At 71.1% G+C, this 13530-nt stretch carries 12 protein-coding genes; 3 read left to right on the top strand and 9 right to left on the bottom strand.

Going from position 1 to position 13530, the window contains the following annotated elements; genetic code table 11:
* The first annotated feature begins 21 nt into the window (after positions 1-21).
* Entirely contained in the window at positions 22-1206 is a 1185-nt protein-coding gene (locus IEY86_RS08815; RefSeq protein WP_189130981.1) for a putative hexosyltransferase, read from the top strand.
* Positions 1207-1361: 155 nt separating this feature from the next.
* Here IEY86_RS08815 and IEY86_RS08810 read toward each other — a convergent pair whose 3' ends face one another.
* On the bottom strand, positions 1362-1922 hold the full coding sequence (locus IEY86_RS08810) for a type III secretion system chaperone family protein (protein WP_189130980.1): 561 nt from the start codon (positions 1920-1922) through the stop codon (positions 1362-1364).
* Between the two features lie 164 nt (positions 1923-2086).
* Positions 2087-4699: an ATP-dependent chaperone ClpB gene (gene clpB, locus IEY86_RS08805; RefSeq protein ID WP_189130979.1), complete on the bottom strand. Its 2613-nt coding sequence runs from the start codon at positions 4697-4699 to the stop codon at positions 2087-2089.
* Positions 4700-5157: 458 nt separating this feature from the next.
* Here clpB and IEY86_RS08800 point away from each other — a divergent pair, with 458 nt between their 5' ends.
* The gene (locus IEY86_RS08800) at positions 5158-5844 is read left to right on the top strand and encodes a helix-turn-helix transcriptional regulator (RefSeq protein WP_189130978.1); all 687 of its coding nucleotides are present in this window, start codon (positions 5158-5160) and stop codon (positions 5842-5844) included.
* On the opposite strand, the gene IEY86_RS08795 is transcribed toward IEY86_RS08800, so the two are convergent.
* Positions 5822-6229, bottom strand: a complete 408-nt coding sequence (locus IEY86_RS08795; RefSeq protein WP_189130977.1) for a VOC family protein — start codon at positions 6227-6229, stop codon at positions 5822-5824. The genes IEY86_RS08800 and IEY86_RS08795 overlap by 23 nt on opposite strands.
* 70 nt (positions 6230-6299) lie before the next feature.
* On the opposite strand from IEY86_RS08795, the gene IEY86_RS08790 reads away from it, so the two are divergent.
* Entirely contained in the window at positions 6300-6695 is a 396-nt protein-coding gene (locus IEY86_RS08790; protein WP_189130976.1) for a pyridoxamine 5'-phosphate oxidase family protein, read from the top strand.
* Positions 6696-6808: 113 nt separating this feature from the next.
* On the opposite strand, the gene IEY86_RS08785 is transcribed toward IEY86_RS08790, so the two are convergent.
* The 6 genes from IEY86_RS08785 to IEY86_RS08760 form a co-directional block, all read right to left on the bottom strand.
* Positions 6809-7360, bottom strand: a complete 552-nt coding sequence (locus IEY86_RS08785) for a hypothetical protein (RefSeq protein ID WP_189130975.1) — start codon at positions 7358-7360, stop codon at positions 6809-6811.
* Between the two features lie 310 nt (positions 7361-7670).
* On the bottom strand, positions 7671-8195 hold the full coding sequence (locus IEY86_RS08780; RefSeq protein WP_189131100.1) for a heat shock protein transcriptional repressor HspR: 525 nt from the start codon (positions 8193-8195) through the stop codon (positions 7671-7673).
* Positions 8196-8197: 2 nt separating this feature from the next.
* Complete coding sequence (gene dnaJ / locus IEY86_RS08775) at positions 8198-9385, bottom strand: molecular chaperone DnaJ (RefSeq protein ID WP_189130974.1); 1188 nt, start codon at positions 9383-9385, stop codon at positions 8198-8200.
* A gap of 30 nt (positions 9386-9415) precedes the next feature.
* A complete protein-coding gene (gene grpE, locus IEY86_RS08770; protein WP_189130973.1) occupies positions 9416-10066 on the bottom strand; it encodes a nucleotide exchange factor GrpE in 651 nt (216 codons plus the stop codon).
* Positions 10063-11919, bottom strand: a complete 1857-nt coding sequence (gene dnaK, locus IEY86_RS08765) for a molecular chaperone DnaK (protein WP_189130972.1) — start codon at positions 11917-11919, stop codon at positions 10063-10065. Before dnaK ends, grpE begins: the two co-directional genes overlap by 4 nt.
* A 172-nt stretch (positions 11920-12091) precedes the next feature.
* A complete protein-coding gene (locus IEY86_RS08760) occupies positions 12092-13267 on the bottom strand; it encodes a glycosyltransferase family 4 protein (protein ID WP_189130971.1) in 1176 nt (391 codons plus the stop codon).
* Positions 13268-13530: the final 263 nt, after the last annotated feature.

The raw sequence follows: 13530 nt of genomic DNA, 5'->3' as shown, positions 1-13530 counted from the left end.
GACTCCTCGAGGAGCGGAACTGTGTACACGGCCGACCCGACGACCGATCGGCCCGCCTCGGCCGACGGTGCGGCAGTCGCGTTGCCCCTCCGCTCCGCGTTGCGCAGGGCCGCTCCCGCCATCGCCGCCTATGCCGCCGTCCGGCTGCTGTGCACGGCGTGCGTGGCCCTGTGGTCGTGGCACATCGGGCTGCGTCCCCGGGCCCGCCTCGGCCGAAGCTGGGACGGGCAGTGGTACTCGCGCATCGCCGACTACGGCTATGGAACGGTCATCCCCTCCCCGTTCCGGCACGGTGTGATCTACGACGACCAGGCGTTCTTCCCTCTCTACCCGGGGCTGATCCGGTCCGTCGGCACCCTCCTGCCCGTCGGCACGCTCAACGCGGCCCTGCTGGTGTCGTGGAGTGCGGCGGCGGTTGCCGCCTGGGGCATCTACATGGTCGGCGAGCGGCTGCACGGGCCGCGCGTGGGGACGCTGCTCGCCGTGCTGTGGGGGATCCTGCCGCACGCCGTCGTCGAGTCCATGGCGTACACCGAGTCGCTCCTGACCGCGTTCGCCGCCTGGTCGCTGTACGCGGCACTGACCGGGCGCTGGCTGTGGGCCGGGGCGCTGGCCATCGCGGCCGGCCTGACCAGGCCGAACGGGGTCGCGGTCGCCGCGGCCGTGGGGTCGGCGGCACTGGTGGCGCTGCACCGGAGCCGGGGCGCCTGCGGGTGGCGGCCGTGGGCCGGGGCCGCGCTGGCGCCCTGCGGCTGGCTGGGGTATGTGCTCTTGGTGGGGTGGCGCAACGGGCGCCTCGACGGCTACTTCCGGGTGCAGAGCAGATGGGGCTCGGAGTTCGACTTCGGGGTGAACACCGCCCACTTCGTACGGTTCCTGGTCACCAGCCGGTCCTGGCTGGTGAGCTATATGTCGCTGGCGCTCGTCCTGGTGGCGGTGCTCCTGCTCGTGCACTCCCTCGCCGACCGGCAGCCCGTGGCGCTCGTCGTCTACAGCGCGGTCCTGCTGGTGATCACCGTGGGCGGCACCAACTACTTCCAGTGCAAACCGCGTTTCCTGCTGCCCGCGTTCGCGCTCCTGGTCCCGGTGGCGGTCTCCCTGGCCCGTGCCAGACCGCGCACGCTCGCCGTCGTTCTGGGCGGCCTCACCCTGCTGTCGGCCTTCTACGGCACATACCTGCTGACCGTCTCGCGCTGGGCCCTGTAGGAACCCAGGTCACAGACCCAGGTCACAGACCCAGGGCCAAGAACATCGGGAACGCCGAGAACATCAGGAACACATGGAGCAAAAACCCAGAGCGGCAACGGCGCACGGCCCGGGTCAGGACTCCCCCGGGGCCGTGCGTCAAAGGCGTTCGCGGGTCAGGCGTCGCCGCCCGGCACCTCGCCGTCGCCCTCGGGGCCGCCGTCGGCGCCGTCCTCGGGCTTCTTCTCGTCCTCCAGGCCCAGACGCTCGGTCAGCCAGGTGTCGAAGCCGATGGCCGCCTGCACCCAGCTGGCGGTGCTGGAGACGAAGTGCTCCAGGTTCACACCGCCGGTCAGGATCATCTGCGACTCACCGATCAGGCGCACCACACCGTCATCGTGCGTGTGCGTGTACACCTTCGGCCACAGGGTGTCCCGGTTCCACTCGTCGATGACCTCGAGGATGCTCACCTTGGTGTCCAGGGTGTAGGCACGGTCGTAGAAGGTGCGTACCGCGAACAGTTCGTTGTTGTCACCCCGGAACATGAAGTAGACGCGGAAGCCCTCCCACGGGGCTGCCAGGTCGCCGTCGTCATCGACGACGTACTTGAGTTCCATCTGGTCGAGCAGCTGCTTGACCAGGTCCTGATCGGGCTGGACAACCGGCGAGCCGCCGGAGCCCTGCTGCGGGTTCGGCTGGCCGCCGAAGTTCGGAATCGAGGACGGGTCAATGCTCACCGCGGAGTTCCCTTCGTATTGATCCCGGCCATCCTCCCCCATGACGACCCCCAGGATGCAAGCCATCCCGGACGTGGCTTCGTTATTGCCTCATTCCCATTGTGGACTCCTCGCCGACGATCGGCTCCGGCATGCTCCGGCGGGTGCCGCCTCCCCGTCCCTCATCAGGCCGTCTCCGCCTTCGTGAGGTCCGGGGCGGCCCCGCCGGTACGGATGGCCAGTCCCTCGGAGGAGCGCTCGACCACCACGCTGTCACCGTCGCGCACCCGGCCGGACAGGATCTCCTTGGCCAGTTCGTCGCCGATCGCGCTCTGCACCAGGCGGCGCAGCGGGCGGGCGCCGTACGCCGGGTCGTTGCCCTCGTCGGCAAGCCACTCCAGGGCGCCGGGGGTGATGTCGAGGGTCAGGCGCCGCTCCCTCAGCCGCTCGGCGAGGCGGGCGATCTGAAGCTGTGCGATGTGCGCCAGCTGGTCCTTGCCGAGGGCCGAGAAGACCACGATGTCATCGAGCCGGTTGAGGAACTCCGGCTTGAACGACGTGCGGACGGCCTCCAGCACCTCCTCGCGCTTCTCCTCGTCGCTCAGCGTCAGATCCACCAGGTACTGGGAGCCGAGGTTCGAGGTGAGGATGAGGATCGTGTTGCGGAAGTCGACCGTGCGTCCCTGGCCGTCCGTCAACCGTCCGTCGTCCAGCACCTGGAGAAGGATGTCGAACACCTCGGGGTGGGCCTTCTCCACCTCGTCCAGCAGCACCACGCTGTACGGCCTGCGCCGCACGGACTCGGTGAGCTGGCCGCCCTCCTCGTACCCGACGTAGCCGGGGGGAGCGCCGACGAGCCGAGCCACGCTGTGCTTCTCGCCGTACTCGCTCATGTCGATGCGGACCATCGCCCGCTCGTCGTCGAAGAGGAAGTCGGCGAGGGCCTTGGCCAGTTCGGTCTTGCCGACGCCGGTCGGGCCGAGGAAGAGGAACGAGCCGGTGGGCCGGTCGGGGTCGGCGACACCGGCGCGGGAGCGGCGCACGGCGTCGGAGACCGCGCGCACCGCCTCCGTCTGCCCGATCAGGCGCTTGCCGATCTCCTCCTCCATGCGCAGCAGCTTGGCGCTCTCGCCCTCCAGCAGCCGCCCCGCGGGAATGCCGGTCCAGGAGGCGACCACGTCGGCGATGTCGTCGGGGCCGACCTCCTCCTTCACCATCGTCGAGCGCTTCTCCTCGACCTTGGAGGCCTCTTCGAGCTCGCGCTCGGCGGCCGGGATCTCGGCGTAGCGCAGACGGGAGGCCTCCTCCAGATTCCCGGAGTCCTCCGCCAGCTCCAGCTGAACCCTCAGCTCGTCCAGGCGCTCCTTGACCGCGCCGACCCGGTTGAGCCCGGCCTTCTCCTGCTCCCAGCGGGCGGTCAGGCCGCGCAGCTCCTCCTCCTTGTCGGCGAGGTCCTTGCGCAGCCGCTCCAGCCGCTCCAGGGAGGCGGCGTCCGACTCATTGGTGAGCGCCATCTCCTCCATCCGCAGCCGGTCGACGGAGCGCTGCAGCTCGTCGATCTCGACCGGGGAGGAGTCGATCTCCATCCGCAGCCGGGAGGCGGCCTCGTCGATCAGGTCGATGGCCTTGTCGGGCAGGAAACGGGAGGTGATGTAGCGGTTGGACAGGGTGGACGCGGCGACCAGCGCGGCGTCCGCGATCTGCACCTTGTGGTGCGCCTCGTAGCGCCCCTTGAGCCCGCGCAGGATGGCGACGGTGTCCTCGACGCTGGGCTCGGCCACGAGCACCTGCTGGAAGCGCCGCTCGAGGGCGGGGTCCTTCTCGATGTGCTCGCGGTACTCGTCGAGGGTGGTCGCGCCGACCATCCGCAGCTCACCGCGGGCGAGCATGGGTTTGAGCATATTGCCCGCGTCCATGGCGGAGTCGCCGCCGGCGCCCGCGCCGACCACGGTGTGGAGCTCGTCGATGAAGGTGATGATGCGGCCGTCGCTGGCCTTGATCTCGTTGAGGACCGCCTTCAGCCGCTCCTCGAACTCGCCCCGGTACTTCGCTCCCGCGACCATCGCGCCGAGATCGAGGGCGACCAGGCGCTTGTTGCGCAGCGACTCGGGGACGTCGCCCTTGACGATCCGCTGGGCGAGCCCTTCGACGACGGCGGTCTTGCCGACGCCGGGCTCGCCGATGAGGACGGGGTTGTTCTTGGTGCGGCGCGAGAGCACCTGCACGACGCGGCGGATCTCGTGGTCGCGGCCGATGACCGGGTCGAGCTTGCCCTTGCGGGCCGCGGCGGTGAAGTCGGTGCCGTACTTCTCGAGCGCCTTGTAGGTCGTCTCGGGGTCGGCGCTGCTGATCCTGCTGCCACCCCTGCGCTCCTCGAACGCGGCCCCGAGCTTCTTGGCCGTGGCACCGTGCTCCTCGAGCAGATCGGCGGTCCGGCCGCCCTTGGCGGCGAGCGCGATCAGCAGGTGCTCGGTGGACAGGTACTGGTCGCCCAGGTCCTTGGCCCGCTTCCCGGCCTCGGCGATCACCGCGAGCAGCTCGCGGGAGGCCTGCGGGGGGCCGACGGTCGAGCCCTGGGCGCTCGGCAGCCCGGCCAGGACACGCTCGGCGCCGGAGCGCACGTCGGCGGGGTCGGCGCCCGCGTCGGCGAGCAGGTCGAGCACGTTCTCGTTGTCACCCTGTTCGAGCAGGGCGAGCAGGACGTGCACGGGGGCGAGGTCCGGGTGCCCCGCGGAGACCGCGCGCGACGTCGCGATGTTCAGAGCCTCCCGGCTCTTGTTGGTCAGCTCTGCGTCCACGGGTTACTGAACCTCCTGTTCCACCAAGCCATGCCACGTCTTTTCCCGGTCTTTTCCGGGTCCTTTCCCGGTCTTTTCCCGGTCCTCTCCGGGCCACTGCCTTCACCGGGCACTCAGCCACCGCCGAGCAACTCGACGCACTCTGTCAGCAAACTTGAGTCTATAACACTCAACCCTGTTTCGTCAGCGAGAGCAGGTCATGGGCGGGCCGACGGGCCGCTGCCCCGCCCGCCAGACCGCGCGCAGCGGACGGCTCAGGCTCAGGCCCAGCCAGCCCAGCCACGCCACGCCACGCGAACGGCGACGAGCCGGCGGCTCGCCAGTTGGGCGCGGAGCCCACCGACGCCCTGCTGACGGAGTACCCCGCCCACTACCGGACCGCCGCCCACCGCTCGGACTGACACCGCCGCCCAGCCCTCGGGCGGACGGTCGTCAGTCCGAGGGGGGATCCTGGAGACATGTACGAGGAACGCCCGTCGCGTCTCGCGCGGGCGGTGGTGTGGTCGCGGACGCCGACGCCCTCCGTCCAGCAGGCCCGTGTGCTGCCCGACGGGTGCATGGACCTCATCTGGAGCGACGGCCTGCTCGTGGCGGGCCCCGACACCCACGCCCACGTCGTCGTGGAGGGCCCGGGAACCGCCTACACCGGGGTCCGGTTCGGACCCGGCACCGGGCCGCTCGTCCTCGGCGTTCCCGCCCATGAGCTGCGCGACCAGCGGGTTCCGCTCTCGGCGCTCCGGCCGGACCGCGAGGTCAGGGAACTGACCGAGCAGGTCGCGGCGGCCTCGGACCGCGGCCGTGCCCTGGAAGCCGTGGCCGCCCGGGCCTCGGCCGCGCACCGCACACCTGTGCCTCTGCCGCCCCTCGTCGTCGACGCGCTGGAGCGCGGCGAGCCCGTCGCCGGGGTCGCCCGTGCCGTCGGCCTGAGCGAACGGCAGCTCCATCGGCGGTGCCTGGACGCGTTCGGCTACGGCCCGAAGACCCTTCTGAGGGTCCTGCGGATGCAGCGCGCGCTGGAGTCCGCCCGCGCCGGAACGCCCTTGGCGACCGTGGCCGCGCAGACCGGCTACGCGGACCAGGCGCACCTGGCCCGTGACGTCAAGGACCTCGCGGGACTGCCGATCACTGCCCTGCTGATCCGCTGAGCTGCGCGAAGAGGTCCACGGCATTGCCGTCCGGGTCCTGGACGACCGCGTAGCGCATCCCCCAGAACGCGTCCCAGGGCTCCTTGTGCCCCTGGTACCCGGCCCGCACCAGCTCGGCGTAGACCGTGTCCACATCCGCGGGACTGTCGCAGGCGAACGCCAGGGCGACCCGGTGGTCTCCCTTCGGTGCCGTCCACTCGGGATCGAAGGAGCGGATGGTGTCCACGGTGTCCCAGACCAGCTTCAGCCCGCCCGGCAGCGGGGCCTCGACATGCGGCTGGGTGTCGGCGTCCTCGGGGATGTCCAGCCCGAGGCGGCGGTAGAACGCGAGAGCGGCGGCCATGTCCTCCACGACCAGCCCGACGACGGAGAAACGAGGAGTCATACCGGCACCGTAGGCGGGGGGCGTCCGGCCGTCTTGAAGGAATCGGACACCGCCTGTGTACGGTGCCCGCATGGCCATTGATCTGCGGGCTCCCGGCGACGCCTTCCTCTCCTTCTGGCGCGAGCGGCACCTGTGCACCCTCACCACGCTGCGCCCGGACGGCACCCCGCACGTCGTCCCCGTGGGCGCCACGTTCGACCCGGCGACCGGCATCGCCCGGGTCATCACCAGCCGCACCTCCGCCAAGGCCCGCAATGTCGCCGCGGCGGGCAAGGCCGTGGTCGCCGTGTGCCAGGTGGACCGGGCCCGCTGGTCCACGCTGGAGGGCACGGCCGTCGTCCGCACGGATCCCGAGTCGGTCGCCGACGCGGAGCGCCGCTACGCCGAGCGCTACCGCGAGCCGCGCCCCAACCCGGAGCGCGTGGTCATCGAGATCACCGTGGAACGGGCCCTGGGCCGCCCCTGAGGAACTGACGGCCGGTCGGCCGTCGGACCGGCCAAGCCGACCGCCCGATACGGCTCGACCGCCCGATACGGCTCGACGGTTCGATACGGCTCGACCGCCCGACGGCCCGTCAGTCAGCCGAGCAGCCCGCCGAGGGCCCCGCCGACACCGTCGAGCACACCGCCGACGGTGTCGGTGACCGGGTCGTGGTGCTGCGAATCGCCCTGCTGGGGATGCGAGGGGGCGGCGGTCGGCTGGGCCGGACCGGTCGAACCGGGCGTCGGCTGGTCCGACGGCTTGGAGGGGCCGTTGCCGTGCCCGTTGCCGTGCGTCTTCCCGGCCGGTGCGGTGGGGGTGAAGGTGCCCGCCGGGCTGGAGGACGCCTCGTGCGGCACCTGGGCGGGGCGGCTGTCCGAACGAGATGCCCGGTCCTCGGGGCTGCCGACGCCACGCACGGCCTTCGGCGGGGCGGAGGAGGTGGGGCCCATCCCCGCGCGGCCGGACTCGTCGGCCTGGTCGGACGACGCGGAGGTGTCGTTCGCCGGGAGGTACCGGGAGTGGGACTGCGCCTGCGCGTGGACCTCACCGCTGCCCGCCGCGTGGTAGGCGAGAGCGAAGGCACCCACGGCTCCGGCCGCCCCCACCGTGGCCGCGGCCCTGAACGCGGTGGAACGCGCCCGGCTCACCCGGTCGGGTCTGCCATGCCTGCCCATGCGACGTGCCTCCGAATAGTCCCAGCCCGAGTGCCCCGGTGTCTGTGGCGCCTCAGTAAAGCGGGAACTCCCGCCTCCGCAGGATGCCGAGACCTGGTCGTTACATCTTCCCGACAAGATCTCCTCACTCGGCCGCCAGGCCGAAGGGGACCCCGGGGATACCGCGAAGGACACCGAGAAGGACGCTGCGAAGGACACCGCGAACGCCCGCGCAGAGCACCGAGCCCCGGAGCGCATCGCGCTCCGGGGCTCAACCGCTGGACCCGCACGGGGAGTGGACCCGTCAGTCGGAAGACCGTTTCTTCGGGCGCCACACCACCAGCGCGCTCGACTGCTGCACCTCCTGGTACGGGACCAGGTCGCGCCGGTACGAGGCGTGGACGGCCGCCTCGCGCTGGGCCAGGGTCGCGGCCGCGTCCTCGAGGGCCGCCTGCATCTCCACAAGGCGCGACTGGAGCGCGTCGACCGTGTTCTCCAGTTCGATGATGCGCTTGATCCCGGCGAGGTTGATGCCCTCGTCCTGCGACAGCCGCTGCACCTCGCGCAACTGCTCGATGTCACGGGCGGAGTAGCGCCGTCCCCGGCCCGGGGTGCGGTCGGGGGAGACCAGACCCAGGCGGTCGTACTGGCGCAGCGTCTGCGGATGGAGGCCGGAGAGCTGGGCCGCGACCGAGATCACATAGACCGGGCTCTCCTCGGTCAGCTGGTAGGGGTTGGCGCTTCGCGGGCGTGCGCCACGTCCCGGCAGTCCGGGGTTACCGGGTCCTGGAGTACCGGGCAGTCCCCCGCCGGGCAGCCGTCCTTCCATGCTCATGCTCCCTTCGCGGCCTTGAACAGCTCGGCCCGCGGATCCTCGTCCGCCGTCGCCTCGCGATACGACTCCAGCGCGTCCAGTGCCTTGCCGTCGACTTCCTTGGGCACGGCGACCTCGATGGTCACCAGCAGGTCTCCGCGGGTGCCGTCCTTGCGGACGGCTCCCTTGCCCCGGGCGCGCATCGTACGGCCGTTCGGTGTGCCCGGGGGCAGCTTAAGCGTGACCGGGGGGCCGCCGAGGGTCGGGACCCGGACCTCGCCGCCGAGCGCCGCTTCGGGGAATGTCACCGGTACGGTCACCGTGAGGTTGTCGCCCTTGCGGCCGAAGACGGCGTGGGTCGAGACATGCACGACCACGTAGAGGTCGCCCGCGGGTCCCCCGGTCTCACCGGGGGCGCCCTTGCCGCGCAGGCGGATCCGCTGGCCGTCGTTGACGCCGGCGGGGATGCGCACCTGCATGGTGCGCGAGCTCGTCGCCCGGCCGCTGCCGCGGCAGACGTCGCAGGGGTCCTGCGCGATCAGGCCGCGGCCCTTGCAGTCGCGGCAGGGGTCGGACAGCGCGAAGCTGCCCCCCTGGGAACGGGAGACCTGGCCGGTGCCCACGCAGGTCGGGCAGACCCTCGGGGTGCCGTTCTTGTCGCCCGTCCCGGCGCACGCCTTGCAGGGGGCCTTGCTGCTCATCCGCAGGGGCACAGTCGCGCCCTCCACGGCCTCCATGAAGCTGAGCGTGACATCGGACTCGATGTCGGCGCCCCGGCGGGGCGCCTGCGTACGGGGGCCCGCCGTACCGCCGCGGTTGAACAGACCGCCGAAGACATCCCCGAGTCCGCCGCCGAAGCCGCCCCCGGCACCGCCCTGCGGGCCGCCGGGCGCCCCGCCGAACAGGTCGCCGAGGTCGAAGGAGAACCCGCCGGGCCCGGCGGCACCGCCCGCGCGGTAGCCGCCGTTCCCGAACAGGGTGCGAGCCTCGTCGTACTCCTTGCGCCGCTTGGGGTCGCTGAGTACGTCGTTGGCCTCGGAGACCTCCTTGAAGCGCTCCTCGGCCGCGACGTCCCCCTTGTTGGCGTCCGGGTGGAACTCGCGGGCGAGCTTGCGGTACGCCTTCTTGATCTCGGCCTCGGTGGCATCCTTCGGGACGCCGAGGATCTTGTAGTAGTCCTTCTCGACGAAGTCTCTCGTGCTCATCGGCGTCCCTCCTTCCGCCAGTTCAGGCCGTCAGCCCTGCTCCGGGCCACCGTTCTCCTCTTCGGAACCCTCCGCCTCGTCCGAGGAGGAGTGCTGCACACCGGGCTGCGGCTCGGCGACCGCGACCCGCGCCGGACGGATCGTCCGGTCACCGATGCGGTACCCAGGCTGCAGGATCTGCACGCACGTCGTCTCCGTGACGTCGGGCGAGTAGCTGTGCATCAGCGCCTCGTGCACCAGCGGGTCGAAGGCCTCGCCCTCCTTGCCGAACTGCTGCAGTCCCATCTTCGCCGCCACCGTCTCCAGTGACTCGGCGACGGACTTGAAGCCCCCGACGAGCTCTCCGTGCTCCCGGGCCCGGCCGATGTCGTCGATGACCGGGAGGAGTTCGGTGAGCGCGTTGGCGATGGCGGCTTCCTTCACCGCGATCCGGTCCCGCTCCACCCGCTTGCGGTAGTTCGCGTACTCGGCCTGAAGGCGCTGCAGATCGCCCGTGCGCTCCGCCAGTTGGCGGCGGGCGTCCGCGAGCTGCGCTTCCGCGGCTTCGCGAGCCTGCGCCCCGCCGGCCCCCGGTTCCGCCTGATCGGCGGAACCGGGAACCCGCGCTGCCTCGTCGGCGGTCGCGTCGGAGGGGACGTCAGGCTCCTGGCCGAAGCCCTGGCCCTGAGTCTCCTCCGTCACGCGGCACCACCTTCACGCTTCTCGTCGTCCACGATCTCGGCGTCGACGACGTCCTCCTCGGGCTTGGCCTCCGTGCCGGTGGCACCGCCACCCGGGGCCTCGGCGCCGGCCGCGGCCTCCTGGGCGTTGGCGTACATCGCCTGGCCCAGCTTCTGGCTGGTGGCCGCCACCTTCTCGGTCGCCTCGCGGATCGCCGCGGCGTCCTCGCCCTTCAGCTTCTCCTTGAGGTCCTCGACAGCGGCCTCGACCTCGGTCTTGATCTCACCGGGCACCTTGTCCGCGTTGTCCTTGAGGAACTTCTCGGTGGTGTACACGAGCTGCTCGGCCTGGTTGCGGGTCTCCGCGGCCTCGCGGCGCTTGTGGTCCTCCTCCGCGTACTGCTCGGCCTCGCGCATCATGCGCTCGATGTCGTCCTTCGGCAGCGCCGAGCCGCCGGTGACGGTCATCCGCTGCTCCTTGCCGGTGCCGAGGTCCTTGGCGCCGACGTGCATGATGCCGTTGGCGTCGATGTCGAAGGTGACCTCGATCTGCGGGACGCCGCGGGGGGCCGGGGGAAGGCCGGTCAGCTCGAACATGCCGAGCTTCTTGTTGTACGCCGCGATCTCGCGCTCGCCCTGGTAGACCTGGATCTGCACCGACGGCTGGTTGTCCTCGGCCGTCGTGAAGATCTCGGAGCGCTTGGTCGGGATCGTGGTGTTGCGCTCGATGAGCTTGGTCATGATGCCGCCCTTGGTCTCGATGCCGAGGGACAGCGGGGTGACGTCGAGGAGCAGGACGTCCTTGACCTCACCCTTGAGGACACCGGCCTGAAGGGCGGCGCCGATGGCGACGACCTCGTCCGGGTTGACGCCCTTGTTGGCGTCCTTGCCGCCGGTCAGCTCCTTGACGAGCTCGGCGACGGCCGGCATACGGGTCGAGCCGCCGACCAGGACCACGTGGTCGATCTCGGACAGCGAGATGCCCGCGTCCTTGATCACGTTGTGGAACGGGGTCTTGCAGCGCTCGAGCAGGTCCGCGGTCAGCTGCTGGAACTGGGCGCGGCTGAGCTTCTCGTCCAGGTGCAGCGGGCCCTCGGCGGACGCCGTGATGTAGGGCAGGTTGATCGTGGTCTCGGTGGACGAGGACAGCTCGATCTTGGCCTTCTCCGCGGCCTCGCGGAGGCGCTGGAGGGCCATCTTGTCCTTGGACAGGTCCACGCCGTGGCCGTTGTGGAACTGCTTGACCAGGTAGTCCACGACGCGCTGGTCCCAGTCGTCACCACCGAGGTGGTTGTCGCCGTTGGTGGCCTTGACCTCCACGACGCCGTCACCGATCTCCAGCAGGGACACGTCGAACGTGCCGCCGCCGAGGTCGAAGACGAGGATGGTCTGGTCGTCCTTGTCCAGGCCGTAGGCGAGCGCCGCCGCGGTCGGCTCGTTCACGATCCGCAGGACGTTCAGACCGGCGATCTCACCGGCCTCCTTGGTGGCCTGGCGCTCGGAGTCGTTGAAGTACGCCGGAACGGTGATCACCGCGTCGGTGACCTTCTCGCCCAGATACGACTCGGCATCCCGCTTGAGCTTCTGCAGGATGAACGCGGAGATCTGCTGCGGCGTGAAGTCCTTGCCGTCGATCCCGACCTTCCAGTCGGTGCCCATGTGACGCTTGACCGAGCGGATGGTCCGGTCGACGTTGGTGACCGCCTGGCGCTTGGCGACCTCGCCGACGAGGACCTCGCCGTTCTTGGCGAAGGCGACGACGGACGGCGTGGTCCTGGCACCCTCGGCGTTGGTGATGACGGCGGGCTCACCGCCTTCGAGAACACTGACGACGGAGTTCGTCGTACCCAGGTCGATGCCGACCGCACGAGCCATTGCTGATCCTCCAGATGCCTTGAGTGGAACAGACTCAAGGGTGCATGACCGCCGGTTCGCTGTCAACAGACCTGAGTCCAGCCGACTCAAGTCTTCTCTCAGCGAACGTGTCAGCTCTTTGTCATGTGCGCTCCAGCCGCTCCGTCACCCGCCCTCCGTCACCCGCCCTCCGTCACCCGCCCTCCAGCAGCCGCTCGACGCCGTCCGCGAAGCGCGCGCTCATCCACTCCACCGAGTACTGGGAGGCGTCCTGGCGGCACCACCGCCGCATCCGCTCCAGCCGCTCGGGGCTGGAGAGCAGGTCCACGACGGCGTCCGCGAACTCCCGCCCGGCGCCGCGCACCACCAGCGCGCTGCGCCCGTGTCTGAGGTAACCGAACTCGGGACCGTGCGAGCCCGGCACCGTGACCACCGGAGTCCCCAGTGCCAGTGCGTCCACGGCCGCCAGCCCCACCGCCCCCGGCATCAGCAGGACATCGGAGGCCGCCCCCACCAGCGCCTTCGCCTCGCACGAGAGCGGGCCCAGATAGGTGACCGCGCCGCCCGCCGCCGACTCCACGAGCGGCCGCCCGCTGCCGTCGCCCGCCACCAGCAGCCGGAAGCCCGGCAGGCGGCGCGCCGTGAGGTCGGCGGCGGCCAGCAGGAACGGGATGCGCTTGCGGGCCTCCAGCCCGCCGACGTACCAGGCGGTGCGGCCGGGCCGCAGGCCGTGGCAGGCGCGGAAGGCCGCCACCTGCTCGGCCGTGACCCGCCGACGCGCGGCCAGGAGCGCGGCGGTGTCGGTCGAGTTGCGCACGACGGTGACGCGATGGGCGGGGAAGCCGGAGGCGGCGACGTTCCGAGCGCCCTCGTCGGTGTAGGCAAAGAACCAGTCGGCGCGGCGGGTGAGCAAGCCCCGTACGGTCCGCGCGCCGGAGCCGCCGAGCCCGCCGCGGTCCCCCCACCCCCACAGCGCGACCGGGGGACCGCGGAAGGGGCGGGTGAGCGCCAGCCGGGGATAGGGGTCGAGATGCCCCGGGCCGTGGTGGAAGACCAGCGCGTCGCAGGCCCGGCCCAGCTCTCCGAGTCGGCGCCACTGCACCTCACGGGCCCCCAGCCTCAGCGAGCGCTGCGGCAGCGCGACCGCGCCCGGCAGCTCACGGCCGTGATGCGGCAGGGCGACCGCGTCCGGCAGTCCAGGGCCGGGAGAGGCGGGAGAGCCGGGAGAAGCGGGAGAGGCGGGAGGCGTCCCGTGCGCGACCGTGAGCGCGATCCCCCGGGTGTCGAGCTCGGTCGCCAGCCGCTCGAAGAACGGCACCCGGTAGTGCGGCAGGTGCGGCTCGACGACGGTGACGCGGCGACGGGCCATACCACCTCCTTCGGACACGCTCCGGACACGTGCTGCCCGTGCACACCCGAAAAGATCTGTCCAAAGTAGTCTGATATTTACCGATTCACTGACCAGTGACGCTCGAACGGATCTCGCGCACGGATCTCCGGTCGGAGCTCGGACGGACCTCACGGTCGGACCTCATGGGCCGACCTCATGGGCCGACCTCGTGGGCGGCCTCGTGGGCGGCCCTCGCGGACGGGCACCCCCGCGCCCCGCACAAGGCCCACACCCCGCCCCTG

This window comes from Wenjunlia tyrosinilytica, assembly GCF_014646055.1.
GTDB lineage: Bacteria > Actinomycetota > Actinomycetes > Streptomycetales > Streptomycetaceae > Wenjunlia > Wenjunlia tyrosinilytica.
This window is presented reverse-complemented; position numbering and strand designations above follow the sequence as displayed.